At 69.2% G+C, this 21,600-nt stretch carries 12 protein-coding genes; 8 read left to right on the top strand and 4 right to left on the bottom strand.

All coding sequences use genetic code 11. The features are described 5' to 3' along the window. Positions 1–17 precede the first annotated feature (17 nt). Genes dprE1 through G6N58_RS09170 form a run of 6 tightly spaced genes read left to right on the top strand, consistent with a single transcriptional unit; the run spans position 18 to position 13,715 of the window. Entirely contained in the window at positions 18–1,379 is a 1,362-nt protein-coding gene (gene dprE1 / locus G6N58_RS09195; protein ID WP_068914456.1) for a decaprenylphosphoryl-beta-D-ribose oxidase, read from the top strand. After that, a complete protein-coding gene (gene dprE2, locus G6N58_RS09190; RefSeq protein ID WP_068914455.1) occupies positions 1,380–2,162 on the top strand; it encodes a decaprenylphospho-beta-D-erythro-pentofuranosid-2-ulose 2-reductase in 783 nt (260 codons plus the stop codon). A 1-nt stretch (position 2,163) separates the two neighbouring features. Continuing rightward, positions 2,164–4,002, top strand: coding sequence for a galactan 5-O-arabinofuranosyltransferase (locus G6N58_RS09185; protein ID WP_115278938.1), 1,839 nt, complete (start codon positions 2,164–2,166; stop codon positions 4,000–4,002). 26 nt (positions 4,003–4,028) lie between these two features. Next, positions 4,029–7,232, top strand: coding sequence for an arabinosyltransferase domain-containing protein (locus G6N58_RS09180; RefSeq protein ID WP_272866077.1), 3,204 nt, complete (start codon positions 4,029–4,031; stop codon positions 7,230–7,232). Between the two features lie 52 nt (positions 7,233–7,284). After that, positions 7,285–10,509, top strand: coding sequence for an arabinosyltransferase domain-containing protein (locus G6N58_RS09175; protein WP_232067796.1), 3,225 nt, complete (start codon positions 7,285–7,287; stop codon positions 10,507–10,509). Continuing rightward, a complete protein-coding gene (locus G6N58_RS09170) occupies positions 10,506–13,715 on the top strand; it encodes an arabinosyltransferase domain-containing protein (protein WP_115281621.1) in 3,210 nt (1,069 codons plus the stop codon). Before G6N58_RS09175 ends, G6N58_RS09170 begins: the two co-directional genes overlap by 4 nt. On the opposite strand, the gene G6N58_RS09165 is transcribed toward G6N58_RS09170, so the two are convergent. After that, the gene (locus tag G6N58_RS09165) at positions 13,712–14,311 is read right to left on the bottom strand and encodes a TetR/AcrR family transcriptional regulator (protein WP_115278940.1); all 600 of its coding nucleotides are present in this window, start codon (positions 14,309–14,311) and stop codon (positions 13,712–13,714) included. The genes G6N58_RS09170 and G6N58_RS09165 overlap by 4 nt on opposite strands. 50 nt (positions 14,312–14,361) lie before the next feature. On the opposite strand from G6N58_RS09165, the gene G6N58_RS09160 reads away from it, so the two are divergent. Together G6N58_RS09160 and G6N58_RS09155 are read left to right on the top strand one after the other, a co-directional pair. Further along, the gene (locus G6N58_RS09160; protein ID WP_115278941.1) at positions 14,362–15,789 is read left to right on the top strand and encodes an MFS transporter; all 1,428 of its coding nucleotides are present in this window, start codon (positions 14,362–14,364) and stop codon (positions 15,787–15,789) included. Between the two features lie 10 nt (positions 15,790–15,799). Beyond that, positions 15,800–16,462, top strand: coding sequence for a sensor domain-containing protein (locus G6N58_RS09155; protein WP_163908039.1), 663 nt, complete (start codon positions 15,800–15,802; stop codon positions 16,460–16,462). On the opposite strand, the gene G6N58_RS09150 is transcribed toward G6N58_RS09155, so the two are convergent. From G6N58_RS09150 to G6N58_RS09140, 3 genes are read right to left on the bottom strand one after another with little or no spacing between them, the layout of a single operon-like run. Next, complete coding sequence (locus tag G6N58_RS09150; protein ID WP_115278943.1) at positions 16,459–17,073, bottom strand: chemotaxis protein CheB; 615 nt, start codon at positions 17,071–17,073, stop codon at positions 16,459–16,461. The two genes, G6N58_RS09155 and G6N58_RS09150, sit on opposite strands and share 4 nt — an antisense overlap. After that, positions 17,060–17,929 (bottom strand): CheR family methyltransferase, encoded by an 870-nt coding sequence (locus tag G6N58_RS09145; protein ID WP_115278944.1) that lies wholly within the window; start codon positions 17,927–17,929, stop codon positions 17,060–17,062. The genes G6N58_RS09150 and G6N58_RS09145 overlap by 14 nt, the downstream gene beginning before the upstream one ends. Further along, positions 17,929–21,600 (bottom strand): response regulator, encoded by a 3,672-nt coding sequence (locus G6N58_RS09140; RefSeq protein ID WP_163908037.1) that lies wholly within the window; start codon positions 21,598–21,600, stop codon positions 17,929–17,931. Before G6N58_RS09140 ends, G6N58_RS09145 begins: the two co-directional genes overlap by 1 nt.

Below are 21,600 nucleotides of genomic sequence, written 5' to 3'. Positions count from 1 at the left end.
GCGGTACCCTCGTCTCGATGTTTGTCACGACCACACGCCAGCTCAGCGGTTGGGGACGCACCGCGCCCTCGGTCGCCGAAGTGCTGTCGACCCCCGACGTCGATGAGATCGCCAAGGCCGTCAGCCAGGCCGGCCCCCGCGGCGTCCTGGCCCGCGGGCTGGGCCGCTCCTACGGCGACAACGCCCAGAACGGCGGCGGGCTCGTCATCGACATGCCCGCGCTGAACCGCATCCACTCCATCAGCGCCGACGAAGCCACAGTGGACGTGGACGCCGGGGTGAACCTGGACCAGCTGATGAAGGCCGCGCTGCCGTTCGGGCTGTGGGTGCCGGTCCTGCCGGGCACCCGGCAGGTCACCGTCGGTGGCGCCATTGCCTGCGACATCCACGGCAAGAACCACCACAGCGCCGGCAGCTTCGGCAACCACGTGCGTTCGATGGACCTGCTGACCGCCGACGGCCAGATCCGTCACCTGACGCCGGACGGCGAGAACGCGGCCCTGTTCTGGGCCACCGTCGGCGGCAACGGCCTGACCGGCATCATCCTGCGCGCCACCGTCGCGATGACGCCCACGGAGACGGCGTACTTCATCGCCGACGGTGACGTGACCGCCAGCCTGGACGAGACCATCGCGATCCACAGCGACGGCAGCGAAGCCAACTACACCTACTCCAGCGCCTGGTTCGACGCCATCAGCGCACCCCCGAAGCTGGGCCGGGCAGCGATCTCGCGCGGGTCGCTGGCCAAGCTCGACCAGCTGCCGGAGAAGCTGCAGCGCGACCCGCTGAAATTCGATGCCCCGCAACTGCTCACTTTGCCTGACGTGTTTCCCAACGGGCTGGCCAACAAGTACACCTTCGGACCCATCGGCGAACTCTGGTACCGCAAGTCGGGCACCTACCGGGGCAAGGTGCAGAACCTGACGCAGTTCTACCACCCGCTGGACATGTTCGGTGAGTGGAACCGCGCCTACGGACCGGCTGGATTCCTGCAGTACCAGTTCGTGGTGCCCACCGAGGCGGTCGACGAGTTCAAGACCATCATCACCGACATCCAGGGCAGCGGACACTACTCGTTCCTCAACGTGTTCAAGCTGTTCGGCCCGGGAAACCAAGCGCCGCTGAGCTTCCCGATCCCCGGGTGGAACGTGTGCGTCGACTTCCCGATCAAGGCGGGCCTGAACGAATTCGTCACCGAACTGGACCGCCGGGTCCTGCAGTTCGGCGGCCGCCTCTACACCGCCAAGGACTCGCGCACCACCGCCGAGACCTTCCATGCCATGTACCCGCGGATCGACGAGTGGATCGCGGTGCGTCGCAGCGTCGATCCCGACGGTGTGTTCGCCTCCGATATGGCCCGACGTTTGGAGTTGCTCTAGATGGTGTTCGACGCAGTTGGCAACCCGCAGCGCATCCTGCTGCTGGGCGGCACTTCCGAGATCGCGTTGGCCATCGGCGCGCGCTATCTGCGTGATGCCCCCGCCCATGTCGTGCTGGCAGATCTGCCCGGACATCCCCGCAAGGACTCGGCGATGGAGCAGATGCGCAGCGCCGGAGCCAAATCCGTCGAGTGGGTCGATTTCGACGCTCTGGACACCGACAACCACCCGGCTGTGATCGACGGGGCCTTCGCCGCGGGTGATGTCGACGTCGCAGTGGTGGCCTTCGGCCTGCTCGGCGACGCCGAGGAACTGTGGCAGAACCAGCGCAAGGCCGTGCAGATCGCCGGGATCAACTACACCGCAGCGGTTTCGGTCGGGGTTCTGCTCGGCGAGAAGATGCGCGCCCAGGGCTCGGGCCGCATCATCGCGATGAGCTCCGCGGCCGGCGAGCGGGTCCGTCGCTCCAACTTCGTCTACGGCTCCACCAAAGCCGGCCTGGACGGCTTCTACCTGGGCCTCGGCGAAGCACTCAAGGAGCACGGCGTCCGGGTCCTGGTGATCCGGCCCGGGCAGGTGCGCACCACCACGACGATCGAACACTGGAAGGCCACCGGCGCCAAGGAGGCTCCGCTGACCGTGGACAAGGAAGACGTGGCCGAGCTGGCCGTCAGCGCGTCGGCCAAAGGCAAGGACCTGGTGTGGGCGCCGGGGGCATTCCGGTTCGTGATGATGATCCTGCGGCACATCCCGCGGCCCATCTTCCGCAAGCTGCCCATCTGACATGAGGAACGCGCTGGTCAGCATCACCCAGATGGTGCTGGCGGCTCTGCTTGCCGCTGTCGTGTCGGTGGTGGCGCTGGTCGCGATCGGCCGCGTGCAGTGGCCGGCGTTCCCGTCGTCGAACCAATTGCACGCGCTCACCACGGTGGGCCAATTCGTCTGTCTGGCAGCCCTGTTCGCCGCCGGCTGGGTCTGGGTGCGGGGACGCCAGAGGCTGGCCTACGGCACCGCGCTGGTGGCCCTGCCCGCCTTCGTGGTGGCCACCCTGGGCATGCCGCTGGGCGCCACCAAGCTGTACCTGTTCGGGATCTCGGTGGACCAGCAGTTCCGCACCGAGTACGTGACCCGGCTGACCGACAGCCCCGCTCTGCGTGACATGACCTACGCCGGGCTGCCGCCCTACTATCCGCCCGGCTGGTTCTGGATCGGCGGCCGGGCCGCGGATCTGGCCGGCGTGCCCGGCTGGGAGATCTACAAGCCCTGGGCCGTCACCTCCATCGCCATCGCGGTGGCGCTGGCATTCGTGTTGTGGTCCAGGCTGATCCGCTTCACCTACGCCCTGATCGTCACCACCGCCACCGCCGCGGTGACCATCGCCTACGCCTCCCCCGAGCCCTACAGCGCCATCATCACGGTGCTGCTGCCGCCGGTCTTCGTGCTGGCCTGGTCGGGACTGAGGTCCACAGGGCACGGCTGGGCCGCCATCGTCGGCACCGGCATCTTCCTGGGCGTCACCGCCACCTTCTACACGCTGCTGCTGGGTCTGGCGGCGATGACGGTGACGGTGATGGCCTTGCTGCTGGCCGCGGCCCGGCGCAGCATCGCGCCGCTGATCAAGCTGGCGGTCGCCGGCGTCATCGCCATCGCCATCGCGTTGATCACCTGGGCGCCGTTCCTGCTGCGCAGCCTGCGGGAACCGTTGAGCGACACCGGCAGCGCCATGCACTACCTGCCCGCTGACGGCGCCGTGCTGACCTTCCCCATGCTGCAGTTCACCCTGCTGGGCGCACTCTGCATGCTCGGCACCATCTGGCTGATCGCCCGGGCCCGGTCCTCGGTGCGCGCCGGCGCGCTGGCCGTTGGCGTGCTGTCGGTGTACCTGTGGTCGCTGCTCTCGATGCTGACCACCCTGGCCGGCACCACCCTGCTGAGCTTCCGGCTGCAGCCGACCCTGACGGTGCTGCTGGCCACCGCGGGCGTCTTCGGATTCCTCGAGGTCAGTCTGGCGGCCGCCGCCCGCTGGGGGCGCAAGCTGGTGCCGGTGGCCGCGGTGATCGGGCTGGCCGGGGCCATGGCGTTCAGCCAGGACATCCCCGACACGCTGGGCCCTGACATCACCGTCGCGTACACCGACACCGACGGCGCCGGACAGCGCGGTGACCGCCGCCCGCCCGGGGCCGAGCAGTACTACGCCGAGATCGACGCCGCCATCACCGAGCAGACCGGCCGCCCGCGCGACGAGACCGTGGTACTGACCGCGGACTACAGCTTCCTGTCCTTCTATCCGTACTTCGGCTTCCAAGGCCTGACGTCGCACTACGCCAACCCGCTGGCCCAGTTCGAGGCGCGCTCCGCCGAGATCGAGAGCTGGGCCGACCTGGACACCAGCGCCGAGTTCACCGCCGCCCTCGATGCGCTGCCCTGGCAGCCGCCGACAGTGTTCCTGATGCGGGGCGGCGCCGCGTCCACCTACACACTGCGGTTGGCGGAGGACGTCTACCCCAACCAGCCCAACGTCCGGCGCTACACCGTCGAACTCGATGCCGCGCTGTTCGACAGTCCAGAGTTCGACGTGCAGACCATCGGCCCGTTCGTGCTGGCCATCAGGAAGTCGCCGTGACGAGCGGGCAATTAGCATCAAGCTCCGTGTCGGGATCGAGCTACCGGACGGCCAAGCTCGTCGCCGTCGTCACCGGGCTGCTGGGCACGCTGATGGCCCTGGCCACGCCGTTCCTGCCGGTCACACAGACCACCGCGCAGCTGAACTGGCCGCAAAACGGTGTCCTGGACTCCGTGACGGCACCGCTCATCGGCTACGTCGCGACCGACCTGCAGATCACCATTCCGTGCTCGGCCGTCGCCGGCCTGACCGGTCCCGGTAGCGCCGGGCGCACCGTGCTGCTGTCCACAGTGCCCAAGCAGGCCACCAACGCCGTCGACCGTGGCCTGCTCATCGAACGCGCCAACAACAACCTGGCGGTGGTGGTGCGCAACACCCCGGTGGTCGTCGCACCCCTGAGCGCGGTGGAGAGCCCGCAGTGCCGAGAGTTGGTGTTCAGCGCACAGGCCGACCGCGTGAGCGCCGAATTCGTCGGCCTCACCCAGGAGGTCTCGCCGTCCTACACCGGCGACGAGCCCGACTCCCCGCTGCGCGGTGAACGCAGCGGCTACGACTTCCGCCCGCAGATCGTGGGCGTCTTCACCGATCTCACCGGACCCGCGCCGCCCGGGCTGGAGTTCTCGGCGACCATCGACACCCGCTACAGCACCGCGCCATCGACGCTGAAGCTGGTCACGATGATCGTCGGGGTGCTGCTCACCCTGACCTCGCTGGTGGCGCTGCACCGCCTCGACACCGCCGACGGGGTACGCCACCATCGGTTGCTGCCCCGGCGTTGGTGGTCCATCGGCTGGCTGGACGCGGTGGTGGCCACGGTGCTGGTGTGGTGGCACTTCGTGGGCGCGAACACCGCCGACGACGGCTACATCCTCACCATGGCCCGCGTGTCGGAGAACGCCGGCTACCTGGCCAACTACTACCGGTGGTTCGGTACCCCGGAGGCGCCGTTCGGCTGGTTCTACGACGTGCAGGCGCTGTGGGCGCACGTGTCCACGGCCAGCATCTGGATGCGCCTGCCGACGCTGCTGATGGCGCTGGCCTGCTGGTGGATCATCAGCCGCGAGGTCATCCCCCGCCTCGGGCACGCCGTCAAACGCAGCCGCGCGGCGGCGTGGACCGCGGCCGGCATGTTCCTGGCGGTGTGGCTGCCGCTGAACAACGGGCTGCGGCCCGAACCGCTGATCGCGCTGGGCATCCTGCTGACCTGGTGTTCGGTGGAACGCGCGGTGGCCACCAGCCGGCTGCTCCCGGTGGCGGTGGCGTGCATCATCGGCGCGCTGACGCTGTTCTCCGGCCCCACCGGCATCGCGTCGGTCGGCGCCCTGCTGGTGGCCATCGGGCCGCTGCTGACCATCCTCAAACGTCGCTCCAAGCAGTTCGGCCTGGCCCCGCTGCTGGCGCCCATCCTGGCCGCCGGCACCGTGTCGATCTTCCTGACCTTCCGTGATCAGACGTTTGCCGCCGTGGCCGAGGCCAGCTCGTACAAGACGCTGATAGGCCCCAGCCTGGCCTGGTTCGACGAGCACACCCGCTACGAGCGGCTGTTCATGGCCACCCCGGACGGCTCCATCGCCCGCCGGTTCGCGGTGCTGGCCGTGCTGCTGGCGCTGGCGGTCGCGGTGGCGATGTCGCTGCGCAAGGGCCGGATCCCCGGGACCGCGGCGGGCCCCAGCCGCCGGATCATCGGTATCACCATCATCTTGTTCCTGGCGATGATGTTCACCCCCACCAAGTGGACCCACCACTTCGGTGTGATCGCCGGGCTGGCCGGCTCGCTGGGTGCCCTGGCGGCCGTCGCCGTCACCGCCCACGCCATGCGCTCGCGACGCAACCGCACCGTGTTCGCGGCGGTGGTGTTGTTCATGGTGGCGCTGTGCTTCGCCAGCGTCAACGGCTGGTGGTATGTGTCCAACTTCGGTGTGCCGTGGTCGAATTCGTTCCCCGAGTTCCGCTTCGGCGTCACCACCATCCTGCTCGGCTGCTCGGTGCTGACGCTGATCGTGGCCGCGGTGATGCACTTCTCCGGCCGCGGCGAGAAGCCCTGGCGCCCCACCCCACTCGGGCGGATCCTGCACTCGCCGTTGGCCATCGCCGCCTGGGCGCTGGTGATCTTCGAAGTGGTGTCGCTGACCGCCGCGGTGGCCATCCAGTACCCGGCCTGGACCGTGGGCCGCTCGAACCTGCAGGCCCTGACCGGGAAGACCTGCGGCCTGGCCACCGACGTGATGGTGGAGCAGGACCCCAATGCCGGCATGCTGACGCCCATCGACGAACCCGTCGGGGAGGCACTGGGCGCCGTGAGATCGGTGGGCTTCTCCCCCAACGGGATTCCCACCGACGTCTCACCGGATCCGGTGAGCGACGCTCAGACCAGTGACAACTTCGCCGACACCGACGGCAGCAGCAACGACAGCGGCGAGGCCGGCACCGAGGGCGGCACCACCGCCACCACCGGGGTCAACGGCTCACGGGCACGGCTGCCGTTCGAGCTGAACCCGGCCACCACACCGGTGCTCGGCAGCTGGCGGTCCGGGGTGCAACAGCCGGCGTTCCTGCGCTCGGCCTGGTACGCCCTGCCGCCCCGCGACGAGGCCGGGCCGCTGCTGGTGGTCTCGGTCGCCGGCCGCTTCGACTCCAGCGACATCGCGGTCCAGTGGGCCGATTCCGAGGGCGAACCCGCCGGATCGGTCGGGTTCGCCGACGTCGGCGCCGCACCGGCCTGGCGCAACATGCGGGTACCGCTGAGTGCCATCCCGTCCGACGCCACCCAGATCCGGCTGGTGTCCACCGAGGACGACCTGGCCCCCGATGCGTGGATCGCGGTGACCCCGCCGCGCATCCCCCAGCTGCGCAGCCTGCAGGACGTGGTGGGCTCCACCGACCCCGTGCTGCTGGACTGGCTGGTGGGGCTGGCATTCCCCTGCCAACGGCCGTTCGGGCACAACCACGGTGTCACCGAGGTGCCGCGCTGGCGGATCCTGCCCGACCGCTTCGGCGCCGAGGCCAACTCACCGGTGATGGACTACCTGGGCGGCGGGCCGCTGGGGATCAGCGAACTGCTGTTCCAGGCCGAGACGGTACCCACCTATCTGCAGGATGACTGGTCCCGCGATTGGGGAGCGCTGCAGCGGCTGGTGCAGTTCTACCCGGATGCGCAGCCCGCCCGACTGGAGCTGGGGACCGCGACACGCAGCGGCCTGTGGAGCCCGGCGCCTCTCCGGTTGTCCTGACTCCGGCCTGGCGACGCGGACCACAAAGGTACGTCGCCTACCATCGAGCCTCGTGCCCGCACACCGCTTAGCCCGTCTCATCGCTGTTGTGGCGGGTATCGCCGGGCTGATCCTGTGCGCGTTGGTCCCCCTGCTGCCCGTCCGTCAGACCACGGCGACCGTGCTGTGGCCGCAGGGCACCGGCACCGACGGCAACATCACCGACGTCACCGCGCCCCTGGTCTCCGGGGCCCCGCAGTCCCTCGACATCTCCATCCCCTGCCTGGCCGTGGCCAGCCTGCCGGCCGACGGCGGCGTCGTGGTCTCCACCGTCCCGGCCGCCGGCATCGACGCCGGCCGCAACGGGCTGTTCGTCCGCGCCAACGCCGGTTCGGTGTTCGTCGTCGTCCGCGACACCGTCGCCGCCGTCGCGCCCCGAGCCGCCGTCGAGAGCGGCGCCTGCAGTGTCATCCGTATCACCGCGAACATCGGCGGGGTCAACGCCGACTTCGTGGGCATCCCCGGTGCCGCGGGCAACGAACCCGCCGAGAAGCGCCCACAGGTGGCCGGCCTGTTCACCGATCTGGAGGTGGCCCCGCAGGACGGGCTGTCCGCGCGGGTGGACATCGACACCCGCTTCATCACCACCCCCACGGCGCTGAAGTTGATCGCAATGGTGCTCGGCGTCGTGTGCGTCCTCGCGTCGGTGATCGCGCTGATCCGCTTGGACCGCCGGGTGCCGCGGGTGCGCCGCAAGTTCTTCAAGGCCGGCCTGACCACATGGATCGCGGACATCGGAGTCATCGGCACGCTGGCGGTGTGGCACATCATCGGCCCGCAGTCCAACGACGACGGCTACAACCTGACCATCGCCCGCATCTCGGGTGAAGCCGGATACTCCGCCAACTACTACCGCTACTTCGGCGCCACCGAGGCGCCCTTCGACTGGTACCAGTCGGTGCTCGCCCACCTGGCGGCCATCAGCACCGCCGGGGTGTGGATGCGGCTGCCCGCGCTGCTGGCCGGCATCGCGACCTGGCTGATGCTGAGTCGCTGCGTCATCCCGCGCCTGGGCCGCAGCCTGGCCGCCAACCGGATCACCGTGCTGACCGGTGCCGCGGTGTTCCTGGCCAGCTGGCTGGCCTTCAACAACGGCCTGCGTCCCGAACCGTTGATCGCCTTCGGCGCCGTAGCGGTCTGGATGCTGATCGAGAACAGCATCGCCACCCGCAGGCTCTGGCCCGCCGCCCTGGCCATCCTGGTGGCCGTGTTCAGCGTGACGCTCGCGCCGCAGGGACTGATCGCCATCGCGCCGCTGCTGGTGGGTGCCCGCGCCATCGCCCGGATCATCAGGTCCCGCCCGCACGGGGTACTGCCCCAGCTCGCGCCGCTGCTGGCCACCGGCTCGCTGCTGTTCGTGGTGGTGTTCCGCGACCAGACCCTGGCCACCGTCGCCGAATCCGCGCGGATCAAGTACGTGGTGGGCCCGACCATCGCCTGGTACCAAGACTTCCTGCGGCCCTACTTCCTCACCGTCGAGGACAGCATCGACGGGTCGCTGACCCGCCGCTTCGCCTTCTTCATCCTGATGTTGTGCCTGTTCGGCGTGCTGGCGGTGCAGCTGCGCCGCGGCCATGTCCCCGGCGGTGCACGCGGCCCGGTGTGGCGACTGCTCGGCACCACCTTCGTCAGCCTGCTGCTGCTGACCTTCACCCCGACCAAGTGGGCCATCCAGTACGGCGTCTTCGCCGGGCTGGCCGGGGCGCTGGCCGCCGTCACCGCGTTCGCGTTCTCCCGGGTGGGGCTGCACAGCCGACGCAACCTGGCGCTCTACATCACCGCCCTGCTGTTCGTCCTGGCCTGGGCGACGTCAGGCTGGAACTCCTGGTTCGACGTCGGCAACTACGGGGTGCCCTGGTTCGACCGTCCGCCGGTGATCGCCGGACGACCGGTCACCACGATGTTCCTGGTGCTGGCCATCATCGGCGCCCTGATCGCGGCGTGGCTGCACTTCCGGATGGACTACTCCGGCCACACCGAGGTCAAGAACAACAAGCGCAACCGGGTGTTGGCGTCCACGCCGCTGCTGGTGGTCGCGGTGATCATGGTGGTGCTCGAGGTGGGCTCCATGGTCAAGGCCGCCGCGCAGCGCTACCCGGCCTATACCAATGCCAGCGCCAACGTGGCCGCGCTGTCGGGCAACACCTGTGCGCTGGCCGATTCCGTGCTGGTGGAGCCCGACCCGAATGCCGGCATGCTGGAGCCCGTCCCCGGGCAGCCGTTCGGTGAGTACGGCCCGCTGGGCGGCGAGGACCCGGTGGGCTTCACCCCCAACGGTGTCAGCGACTCGCTGGACCCGGTGGAACCGGTGTCGATCAAGCCGGGCACCCCGAACTCCGACGGCTCGCCCAACAAGCCGAACATCGGCGCCGGCTACCAGGCCGGCACCGGTGGCGGCTACGGCCCCGAAGGGGTCAACGGCTCGCGGGTGTTCCTGCCCTTCGGCCTCGACCCCGACACCACCCCGGTGATGGGCAGTTTTGACGAGAACACCGTGGCCGCCAAAGCCACCTCGGTCTGGTACGAGCTGCCGCCCCGCACCGAGGACCGCCCGCTGGTGACCGTCGCCGCGGCGGGCGCCATCTGGAGCTTCAACGAAGAGGGCGAATTCAGCTACGGCCAGGACCTCAAGGTGCAGTGGGGGGTGCGGCAGCCGGACGGCTCGTACACCGAACTCGCCGAGGTGGGCCCCATCGACATCGCCATGCAGCGCGCGTGGCGCAACCTGCGGTTCCCGCTGGCGTGGGCGCCGCCGGAGGCCAACGTGGTGCGCATCGTCGCCGACGACCCCAACCTGAGCGAGGACCAGTGGTTCGCGTTCACCCCGCCCCGGGTCCCGGTGCTGGAGACCGCCCAGGACTTCCTGGGCGACGACACCCCGGTGCTGATGGACATGGCCGTGGCCGCCAACTTCCCGTGCCAGCGCCCGTTCGCGGAGCGTCTCGGTGTGGCCGAACTCCCGGAGTACCGCATCCTGCCCAACTTCTCGCAGATGCAGGCGTCGTCGAACCTGTGGCTGTCCGCCGAGGACGGCGGACCGTTCCTGTTCATCCAGGCGCTGCTGCGCACCTCCACCATCCCGACCTACCTGCGCGACGACTGGTACCGCGACTGGGGCTCGATCGAGAGCTATGAACGTGTGGTGCCCGCCGACGTCGCGCCCGACGCCACCATCGAACAGGGCACCACCCAGGTGTTCGGGTGGAGCCGGCCCGGACCGATTCGAGCACTGCCATGACCGAGGCTCTCAAAGGCGGGCACGTCGCCCAGGACGTCACGGTGGCGCGCTGGGTCGCCATGATCGCGGGCCTGCTGGGCTTTGTCTTCGCCGTCGCCGCCCCGCTGCTGCCGGTCACGCAGACCACCGCGAACCTCAACTGGCCGCAACTGGGTCAACTGTCGAACGTCACCGCTCCCCTGATCTCGCAGGTGCCGGTGTCGATGACGGCGACGGTGCCGTGCTCGGTGCTGCAGTCCATGCCGGCCGACGGCGGGCTGGTGCTCGGCACCGCCCCGGCCGAGGGCAAGCAGGCCGCACTCAACGGCCTGTTCGTCAACGTCACCGAGGAACGCGTCGACGTCACCGACCGCAATGTGGTGGTGGCCAGCGTCTCCCGCGAGCGCGCGCGAGGATGCTCCGAGCTGCAGATCACGTCGTCCGAAGAGGGCACCTTCGCCGAGTTCGTCGGGCTGACACAGGTCACGGGCCCCGATGCGGGCCAGCCGCAGCGCACCGGCTTCGCCGACCCCAATCTGCGCCCGGCCATCGTGGGCGTGTTCACCGATCTGACCGGGCCCGCACCGCCCGGGTTGAGCTTCTCCGCCGAGATCGACACCCGCTTCACCACCTCACCGACCACGCTGAAACTGCTGTCGATGGTGCTGGCCATCGTCTGCACCGTGATCGCGCTGCTGGCACTGTGGCGGCTGGACCGCATCGACGGTCACCGGATGCAGCGCCTGATCCCCACCCGATGGAAGACCTTCACCCTGGTCGACGCCGTGGTGATCGGGCTGTCCGGGCTCTGGTACATCGGCGGGTCCAACTCCTCCGACGACGGCTACATCCTGCAGATGGCCCGGGTGGCCGAGCACGCCGGCTACATGTCGAACTACTTCCGCTGGTTCGGCAGCCCCGAGGACCCGTTCGGCTGGTACTACAACCTGCTGGCGCTGATGAGTCAGGTGAGCACGGCCAGCATCTGGATGCGGCTGCCGGACCTGGTGTGCGCGCTGGTGTGCTGGCTGCTGCTCTCGCGCGAAGTGCTGCCCCGACTCGGACCCGCGGTGGCCGCCAGCCGGCCCGCGCTCTGGGCGGCCGGGCTGGTGCTGCTGGCGGCGTGGATGCCGTTCAACAACGGCCTGCGCCCGGAAGGCCAGATCGCCACCGGCGCCCTGATCACCTACGTACTGATCGAACGTGCCGTCACCGGGCGTCGCCTGCTGCCCGCCGCGCTGGCGATCATCACCGCGGCGTTCACCCTCGGGATCCAGCCGACCGGGCTGATCGCCGTGGCGGCCCTGCTGGCCGGCGGCCGGCCCATCCTGCGGATCATCGCCCAGCGCCGCCAGCTGGTGGGCACCTGGCCGCTGCTGCTGCCGCTGCTGGCCGCGGGCACGGTGATCCTGCCGGTGGTGTTCGCCGACCAGACCCTGGCAACAGTGTTGGAGGCCACCAGGATCCGCACCGAGATCGGCCCCAGCCAGGAGTGGTACACCGAGAACCTGCGCTACTTCTACATGATCCTGCCGACCGTCGACGGCTCGCTGTCGCGGCGGTTCGGGTTCCTGATCACCGCCACCAGCCTGTTCGCGGCGATGTTCATCATGTTGCGTCGCAAGCGCGTTCCCGGGGTGGCCCGCGGGCCGGCCTGGCGCCTGATGGGCATCATCTTCGCCACGGTGTTCTGTCTGATGTTCACCCCCACCAAGTGGGTGCACCACATGGGCCTGTTCGCCGCGGTGGGCGGCGCCATGGCCGCACTGGCCACGGTGCTGGTCTCTCCCCTGGTATTGCGCTGGGCCCGCAACCGGATGGCGTTCCTGGCCGCGCTGCTGTTCATCCTCGCGCTGTGCTGGGCCACCACCAACGGCTGGTGGTATGTGTCCAGTTACGGTGTGCCGTTCAACAACTCGATGCCGACGATCGGGCCGGTCTCGGTCAGCACCATCTTCTTCGCCCTGTTCGCGGTGACGGCGCTGTACGCGCTGTGGCTGCACTTCGCCCCGCGCGACCGCGGCAACGGCCGCATCGCCGCGGCCGTGACCGCAGCACCTATCCCGGTGATCGCCGGCTTCATGGTCGCGGTGTTCGTGGCCTCGATGGCGATCGGCGTGGTGCGCCAGTACCCGACCTACTCCAACACCTGGTCGAACCTGCGGGCGTTCACCGGCGGCTGCGGCCTGGCCGACGACGTGCTGGTGGAGCCGGACAGCAACGACGGCTTCCTGGCGCCGCTGCCGGGTGACTACGGGGCGCTGGGTCCGCTGGGCGGTGTGGACCCGGTGGGCTTCGCCCCCGACGGAGTACCGGATCGCATTGTCGCCGAAGCGATCCGGCAGCCCTTCCCGATGCCGGGCACCGACGCGGACTGGGACGACCCGGTGCGCCTGGACACCCCGGGTGTCAACGGCTCCACGGTGCCGCTGCCCTACGGGCTGGACCCCGCCCGGGTTCCGGTGGCCGGCAGCTACACCCAGGGCCCGCAGCAGCAGAGCACCCTGAACTCGGCGTGGTACCAACTCCCCCCGCGTGACGACGCCCACCCCCTGGTGGTGGTGACGGCTGCAGGAACCATCACCGGCAACAGCGTGTTCAACGGCCGCACCGAGGGCCAGACTGTCGAATTGGAGTACGCCACAGCGGGTCCCGACGGCGCCCCGGTGGCCGGCGGAAGGGTGGAGCCCTACGACCTGGGCCCGATCCCGTCCTGGCGCAATCTGCGGTATGACCGCGCGGAGATTCCGGATGACGCCACCGCCGTGCGCATCGTGGTCGAGGACCTGTCGCTGACCCCTGGCGACTGGGTGGCGGTGACGCCGCCGCGGGTGCCCGAGCTGCGCTCGGTGCAGGAGTACGTGGGCTCGCAGCAGCCGGTGCTGATGGACTGGGCGGTGGGCCTGGCCTTCCCGTGCCAGCAGCCGATGCTGCACGCCCACGGCGTCACCGAGGTGCCGCGCTTCCGGATCACCCCGGACTACAACGCCAAGCGCCTGGACACCGACAGCTGGGAAGACGGCATGAACGGCGGTCTGCTGGGCATCACCGACCTGCTGCTGCGGGCCCAGGTGATGTCGAGCTACCTGTCCCGCGACTGGGGCCGGGACTGGGGTTCACTGCGCCGGTTCGACACCATCGTCGATGCTTCCGTGGCGACCCTGGACTTCGGCACCACGACACACTCGGGGCTGTACTCACCGGGCCAGATCCGGATCGGTCCCTAACCGAGGCCGTCACGCAAGGCGTCGAACAATCTCTCGACGCGCGCGCGGTGGTCGGCCACCAGGTCCGGTGCGCCCGCGATGACCTTGCGGGCGGTTTCGGTCAGGACGGTGGCGTAACCGGCGATCACGAGGGCGGCGAACAGCGCGCTGTCGCCGTCGAAGGCGGCGTCGCGGGCGAGTTCTGCGCGCAGGGTGGCTTGCAGCTCGGCGGCGATCTCCCTGCTGCGGGCGAGCAGGGCGGGCGAGTCGGCGACGGTGCGGAAGAAGGGCGCCGAGTCGGGCATGGTGCCGGACAGCGCGTGCTGCTGGTCGGCCAGGTGCAGCGCGGCCGCCCGTAGGGAGGTCAGCACGTCGGAGCCCGGCGCCCGGTCCCGAACGGCGCAGCGCAGGATCTCGGCGGTCTCGTCGGCGCGGTCTAGCAGCAGATCCTCTTTGCGCGGGAAGTGATTGAACACCGTGACGCTGGAGACGCCGGCCGCCTTGGCGACCTGCGCCACCGTCACCGCGTCGAAGCCCTGCTCGATGAACATCCGCGTGGCGATGTCCGAGATCCTGGCCCGCGTCTGCGGACCACCGCGCTCACCCGTGCGTGGCACTGCACCCTCACTATCTTGTGTCACTAACTTTAGTCAGTTAATTTACTCCTATGCTCTCTACATCTTCGCGCCCGCCCCGCTCGCTGCGGGACGCCTGGCCCGCGTTGCTCGGCCTGAGCGCGGTCTTCCTGATCGAGATGCTGGACAACTCGATCCTCACTGTCGCCCTGCCCACCATCGGCCGCCACCTGCACGCGTCGGCCACCGCCCTGCAATGGGTCACCGGCGCCTACGCCGTGGTGTTCGGCGGACTCATGCTGCTGTTCGGCGCGGTGGCCGATCGCTTCGGTCGTCGGCGGATCATGCTGGCGGGGCTGACGCTGCTCGGACTGGCCAGCCTGGCGACAGGACTGGTGTCCAGCACCGGTGAACTGATTGCGGTGCGGGCGGCCATGGGCGTGGCGGCCGCGATGACGACACCCGGCTCGATGGCGCTGGCGTTCCGGCTGTTCACCGACGACGGCCTGCGGGTCCGCGCGCTGACCCTGATCTCGACGGTGGGGCTGGTGGGGCTGGCGGTCGGCCCCACCGTGGGCGGGCTGGTGCTGGCTGTCGCCCCCTGGCAGGCGCTGCTGCTGGTCAACGCGCCGGTCGCACTCCTGGCGATCGTCGGGATCCGGTACGGAATTCTCGCCGATACCGAGCTGCATCGTGCTCCGCTGGACCTGACGGGCGCTGCCCTGGCAACAACGGCGATTGTGCTGGCGCTCGTTGCACCGACGCTGTTCGTCGCCGGCACCCCGATGTCCTGGGTGGTGCTCGCAGCCGCCGTCGTCGCCGCGGTGCTGTTCGTGCTGCGCGAGCGGCTGGCCCGCCACCCGCTGGTGGACCTCGGCCTGGTCACCCACCCGCTGGTGTCCAGCGGCCTGGCATTCAAGGCCGCAGCCGGACTGGCCACCGCCGGCCTGGGTTACCTGGTGACGCTGCAGCTGCAGCTGGACTGGGGCTGGCCACCCGCCTTGGCCGCGCTGGGGATGCTGCCGCAGGTGGTGGTGTTGCTCGCGGGCGGACTGTTCGTCAATCCGCTGGTGCAGCGCCTCGGGCTGGAACGGGCCGGCTATCTCAGCGCCACCGCGGTGGTGGCGGGACTGGCGGTCTACGCGGCCTTCGGCACACTCACCTACGCCTGGGTGGCCGTCGCGCTGGCCCTGGTGGCGGCCGGACTGCGAGTGGTGGGTGTGGTAGCCGCGATGAACGTGATGCGCGGCCTGCCCGAGAGCCGGACCACTCTCGGCGCCGCCCTCACCGATACCGTCACGCAGGTGACCTCCGGTGCCGGAGTCGCCGTGTCCGGCACCGTGCTCGCCGCGATGTTCGCCGGCAGCCTCACGGCATCGGCGTGGACACCGGTGCAGACCGGGCAGTTCCACGCCGCGGTGACTGTTGCGGGTATGACCCTGACGGTGCTGGCGGCGATCCTGGTCGGGTGGGGATTCCTGCGGACGCGGACTGCTGACACGATCCCCACCCCGTCCTAGAGTGCGTGGTGTGCATCGCTGCTGCGCACTGGGCCTGGCGGGAGTTCTGCTGTTGTCGGGTTGTGCGTCGGCACCCGGCACCGCCGTGTGGAGCGGCAGCCGGGTCGACGACGCCGACCTGCCCGCGCTGTTGTTGACCGCCGACCAGGTCGGGGAGATCACCGGTGTCGAGCTGCCCGAGGCGTCGGTAGCCGACACCTACCTCACCGAGGGGGTACCCGCCGATTGCAGGTGGGCCTGGGAGCCCGCGGTCGAAGACACCTATGTCGATGCCGCGCCGACCGGGGTGGCGCACGCGGTGCTGTACACACCGGACGGGTCCGGGCTGCAGGTGCACCAGGCGCTGGTGACGGTGGCCAACGAAGCAACCGCCGACACATTCCTTGCCGCACTGCCGGATTCGTGGACCGCGTGCGCGGACGCCGTCATCGAGACGGGCCCGCGGCGCCGGGTCACCGGTGTCGCCCCCGGCTATCAGTTCGGTGGGGTGGTGGTGGACGAAGTCGGACGTACCGTGTCCATCTCCCGTACCTCGCTGTCGTCCGGCTCCGAGTGCCAGCGGACGGTGACCACGCGGACCAACGTGATCGTCGATGTCAGCGTGTGCGGAGACACCGCGGCGGGGCAGCTCGAGACCATCGTGGAGCGACTTGCGGACAACGTGGAAACCTAGCCCCGCGCAAGCCATTCGCCGATCCCCCGCGGATCGGCCACATGGTCGGGCTGCAGTACCCGCAGCGCCGCGGTGACCGCCACCGGCGCCTCACAGGTGGCCGGGTCCTGGATCACCACCCGGCCCCCAGCCGCCTGCACCGCCGCGCATCCTGCGGCACCGTCCTCGTTGGCGCACGACAGCAGCACGGCGGTCACCGGATTCGGCAACTGCGCCGCACTGAAGAACGCCACGTCCAGTGACGGCCGCGAGTAGGCCACCTGAGCATCGAGCGACAGGTGGGCGCGCACACCGCTGGCCGGCTCGTACAGGCCGACCGGTGTCTGCGGTTCGCGGGACAGCCGGCGGCCCGGGCCCAGCAGCAGGTGATAGCCCGCGGGAGCCACGACGATGGCGCCGCGGGGGCACAGCCACGGGCTCTCCGGCGGCTCCCACATGGGGATCTCGGTGTGGGTCTGCAGCACCTCGGTCAACGGTGAGAAGTCGGGCGCGCGGTGCAACACCACCACCCCGATGCGGTCGCCGAGGTGCGGCAGCGTCTCCAGGATGCCCCGCAGGGCCTTCATGCCTCCGGCGCTGCCGCCGATCACGATGACCTCAGGGCCGGGCATGTTGGCGCTGGTTCGTCGAGAAGATCCCGAGTCGGCGGTCCAGCGGGGTGAACAGCGTGGCCCCGTGGCTGGTGAGTCCCTCGCGGGGCCCGATCACCAGGTTGCCGAACGGCGCCAGGCTGTCTCGGAACATCGCCTCGGCCCGGCGCTGGAGGGTCTCTTCGAAATAGATGAACACGTTGCGGCACATGATCAGGTTGAACTCGCCGAAGGCACTGTCGGTGGCGAGGTTGTGGGAGAAGAACTCCAGGCGTGAGCGCAGGTGCGGGCTCAGGATGCAGCGGTCATATCTGGCGACGTACCAGTCGGAGAACGGCCGCTGCCCGCCGCTGGCCTGGTAGTTGCGGGTGGCACGCACCATCGCGTCCGCCGGGTAGATGGCCGAGGTGGCCACCCGCAGCGAGTCGCCGTCGATGTCGGTGGCGTAGATGGTGCTGCGTTCCAGCAGACCCGCCTCGTCCAGCAGGATCGCCACCGAATAGGCCTCCTCGCCGGTGGCGCAGCCCGCGACCCAGATCCGGATCCGCGGGAACGTCGCCAGACGCGGCAACACCTCCGTGCGCAGCTTCGCGAACACCGTTGGGTCGCGGAACATCTCGGTGACATTGACCGTCATCGACGACAGCAGCGCGGCCAGCAGCGCCGGCTCGCGCAACACCCGGCCCTGCGCCTGCGAGATGGTACCCAGCTCGTAGCGTTCGACGAATGCGGTCAGGCGACGGTTTCGGGAAGCGTCGCTGTAGTGCCGGAAGTCGTAGCCGAGATATTCGAAGACCGTGTAGAAGAACGCCTCCGCCTCGATCAGCGTGAGTTCCCGGGCCCTGGCCGACTCTGGTTGGGGCGCAGGTTCATTCATCAGCGCTCAGATGTCTGCTGCTGGCTGCGCGGCCGGCTTGCCAGCCAGACCCGCAGCACCGACGTCAATTGATCCATGTCGACGGGTTTGGTCACGTAGTCCGAAGCGCCTGCGTCCAGGCACTTCTGCCGATCACCCTTCATGGCCTTGGCCGTGAGCGCCACGATGGGCAGGTTGCGCCACCGCCCGTCGGCCCGGATGCGCCGCATCGCCTCATAGCCGTCCATCACCGGCATCATGATGTCCATCAGCACCAGACCCACCTCAGGGTGCGCGGCCAGATTGTCCAGCCCCTCCTGGCCGTTGCGTGCCGGCACCACGGTGATGCCGTACCGCTTGAGCGCACTGCCGAGAGAGAAGACATTGCGTACGTCGTCGTCGACCAACAGCACGGTGTTGCCCTCCAGGGACTCGTCGACCCGACGCGGGTTGGACAGGATCTCCCGCGCCGTGTCCGGCATGTCGTTGGCCACCCGGTGCAGGAACAGCGCGGTCTCATCCAGCAGTCGCTCAGGTGATTTCGCGTTCTTGAGCACAATGGCCGAGGCCAGGGCCTCCAGCCGCTCGGTCTCCGCCGACGTCAGCTCACGGCCGGTGTGCACGATCACCGGCAGGCTCTTCTGCTGCAGCTGGTCTTTGATCCGCTCGATCAGGTCGATGCCGTCGATGTCCGGTAGACCGAGGTCCAGCACCAGGCAGTCGTAGGACGTCGGGCCCGCCAGCTCTGCCAGCACCTGAGCCCCGGTGCCTACCGTGGTGATGTCGATGTCGTCGCTCTCGATCATGTGCTTGACCACCTGACGCTGGTTGGCGTCATCCTCGGCCACCAGCACATGGCGCGGACCGGGTTTCAGGAAGTCGGCAATGCCGGCGAACATCGACCGCAGCTCCGAAAGGGGGGCCGGCTTGTGCAGGGTCTGGATGGCCCCCATCCGCCGGCCCCGCCCCTCGTCATCGGCGCCGGAGACCACGTTGACCGGAATGTGGCGGGTGGCCAGATCATGTTTGAGGACGTCGAGCACCACCCACCCCGCCATGTCGGGCAGACCGATGTCCAAGGTGATGGCCGCCGGCCGGTGTTGTTTGGCCAACGCCAACGCCATCCGGCCGCTGGGAGTCACCACCGAATCGAACCCGGCCTCGGACGCCAGTTCGGCGAGCATCGTGCCGAAGGTGGGATCATCTTCCACGATCAGCAGCACCGGCTTGCCGCCCGCGGGCCACGCCACCGCGGAGATGTCCACTTCCCCGAAACGGGTGTCGGCGTCCTCGACCGGATCGGTTGCCGGAAGCGGCGCAATGGGTTTCGGTGCGGCGGGCCTGGGTGCCGGGACGGCGGCCGGGGCCTGCTGCACCTCGCCGACGGGCAGGTGACAGGTGAACGTCGAGCCGTCGCCCAGCGCGCTGCGCAGCGTGATGTCACCGCCGAGGTGGCGGGCCAGTTCGCGGCTGATGGCCAGTCCGAGGCCGGTGCCGCCGTATTGCCGCGCCGTCCCGCGCCCGGCCTGCTGGAACGACTCGAAGATGAGATTGTGATCCTTCTCGTCGATCCCGATGCCGGTGTCGACGACGGCCATCGAGAGGAACCCGGTACCCGGACTCCCCTGCGCGTCGGCGCTTCCGGAGAAGCGGACGGTCACCGCGCCCTGGTCGGTGAACTTGACGGCATTGGCCACGAGGTTCTTGGCGATCTGCTTGACACGGGTGTAGTCGCTGGTGATCTGGCGCGGCGCTGTCTCGTCGACCGACACCCGGAACCCGATGCCCTTGTCGGCGGCAATGGGGCCGAACGTGCGCTCCAGGAAGCTCACCAGCTCGCTCACCTCGATCAGTTCCTCTTCGAGGTACATCGATCCGGACTCCACCTTGGCCAGGTCGAGCACCTCGTCGATCAGGTTGAGCAGGTCCTTGCCGGACTGCTGGATGGTATCCGCGAATTCGTGCTGCTTGTCCGACAGCGGTTCGTCGGAGTCGGTGAGCAGTCCGGCCAGGATCAGGATGCTGTTGAGCGGGGTGCGCAACTCGTGGCTCATGTTGGCCAGGAACTCCGACTTGTAACGCGACGAGACCGCCAGCTCTTCGGCTTTGGCCTCCAGTGAGCCGCTGAGCCGCTCGAGCTCGGTGTTCTTGGTCTCCAGCGTCTGGGCCTGGGCTTCGAGCCGCTCGGCGCTGGCTCTCAGCTCCTCCTGCTGGGAACGCAGCTCCTCGGTGGTCTCCTCGAGTTCGGCGTTCTGGGCCGAGAGCAGATCTTCACGTTGCGACAGTTGCTCGTTGGCCGCGCGCAGCTCCTCCTCCTGGGTCTGCAGCTCCTCGGTCTGCGCCTGGGACACCCGCAACAGTTCACGGGTCTTCTGGGCTGCCTCGATGGCGCTGAGCGCCACACCGGCGCCCAGGGCGATGCTCTCCAGCAGCTCGGTGTCCTCGTCGGTGAACAGCCGCAGCCCGGCCAGTTCCAGCACGCCGAGCACCTGTGTCTCGAACTTGATGGGGATCAGGATCAGTGAGACGGGTTCGGTCCTGCCCAGGCCCGAGACGATCTCGACATAGTCGCCGGGCGCTCCGGTGACCTCGATCCGGTTGCCCTCCAACGCACATTGCCCCACCAGTCCCTCGCCCAGGCCGAACGAGTTGGGCAGGCCCTTGCGGCGGTGGAAGGCGTACGACGCGGTGAGGGCGTACCGGTCGGGATCGTCAGGCTGCTGCAGGTAGAGGGCGCCGTGCTGAGCGCCGACGGCCTGCGCGGTCCGGGAGATGATGATGCCGCAGGCATCCGCCAGCTCGGACACCCCTTGGATCTCGGTCATCAGGTTGGCCTGGATCTCTTTAGAGATGCGGGCCTTGTCACTCAGGCCGGCCTGCTCGGCGAGTCGCTCGTTGGTGACGGCCAGATTGGCCCGCATGGTTTCCGCTGCACCGGCGAGCACCGCGATCTCGCGCGGGCCGAGGCGCCGGATCGGGCGGTCCCAGGCACCCTCGGCGACCGCGGTCACGTCCGCGAGCACGCTGTTGACCGGACGGGTCAGCAGACGGCGCGACAGCCAGGCGGTGGTCCCCACCACGGCCAGCAGCAGCACCACCGACACCCCTTGGGCGATGTTGGAGAAGCGCTGGGCAGCGTTCACCCGATCCAGCTGCGCGGCAATCAGTTCCCCGGTCCGGTCCTGCAGATCGGACAGCTCTGCCCGCAACGCGTCGAACAACTGCTTGCCCGACGCGGTCATCGTCTCGGCCTGCTCCGCCGTCAGAGGGCCCGCGCGCCGGGCCTCGATCTGCGGATCGCCGGCCTGGATCGCCCACTCGGAGGCGGCGTCCACCACGGCATCGAGTCGGCGGGTGCCTTCGGGGTCGTCGGCCAGCTCGACGCGCAGTTCGGCCACCAGCCGATCGGCGACCTCTTTGCCCTCCTGGTACGGCCCGAGGAACTGTGGGTCACCGGTGAGCAGGAAGCCGCGCTGGCCGGTCTCCTGGTCCACGTAGGCGGTGCTGAGCTCGGCGACATTGTCCTGTGCGGGCAGCATCCGCTGGCTGAGTTCGTCGACAGCACCTGCCACCGTCATGCGCCCGGTGATCGTGACCGTCAGCGAGATCACGAAAACGACAGTGATCATGCCGAGCAGCACCCAGATCAGCTGTCGCACCGACAGCTTGGCGCCCGTCTCACTTACGGTCAT

The sequence above is a fragment of the Mycolicibacterium tokaiense genome (genome assembly GCF_010725885.1).
In the GTDB taxonomy this organism is placed as follows: domain Bacteria; phylum Actinomycetota; class Actinomycetes; order Mycobacteriales; family Mycobacteriaceae; genus Mycobacterium; species Mycobacterium tokaiense.
This window is presented reverse-complemented; position numbering and strand designations above follow the sequence as displayed.

Bases quoted from the DNA above. Each gene is read 5' to 3' on its own strand.
- dprE1 (WP_068914456.1), top strand. From the start codon at position 18: ATGTTTGTCACGACCACACGCCAGCTCAGCGGTTGGGGACGCACCGCG.
- dprE2 (WP_068914455.1), top strand. From the start codon at position 1,380: ATGGTGTTCGACGCAGTTGGCAACCCGCAGCGCATCCTGCTGCTGGGC.
- G6N58_RS09185 (WP_115278938.1), top strand. From the start codon at position 2,164: ATGAGGAACGCGCTGGTCAGCATCACCCAGATGGTGCTGGCGGCTCTG.
- G6N58_RS09170 (WP_115281621.1), top strand. From the start codon at position 10,506: ATGACCGAGGCTCTCAAAGGCGGGCACGTCGCCCAGGACGTCACGGTG.
- G6N58_RS09160 (WP_115278941.1), top strand. From the start codon at position 14,362: ATGCTCTCTACATCTTCGCGCCCGCCCCGCTCGCTGCGGGACGCCTGG.
- G6N58_RS09150 (WP_115278943.1), bottom strand. From the start codon at position 17,073: ATGCCCGGCCCTGAGGTCATCGTGATCGGCGGCAGCGCCGGAGGCATG.
- G6N58_RS09145 (WP_115278944.1), bottom strand. From the start codon at position 17,929: ATGAATGAACCTGCGCCCCAACCAGAGTCGGCCAGGGCCCGGGAACTC.
- G6N58_RS09140 (WP_163908037.1), bottom strand. From the start codon at position 21,600: ATGACCGTAAGTGAGACGGGCGCCAAGCTGTCGGTGCGACAGCTGATC.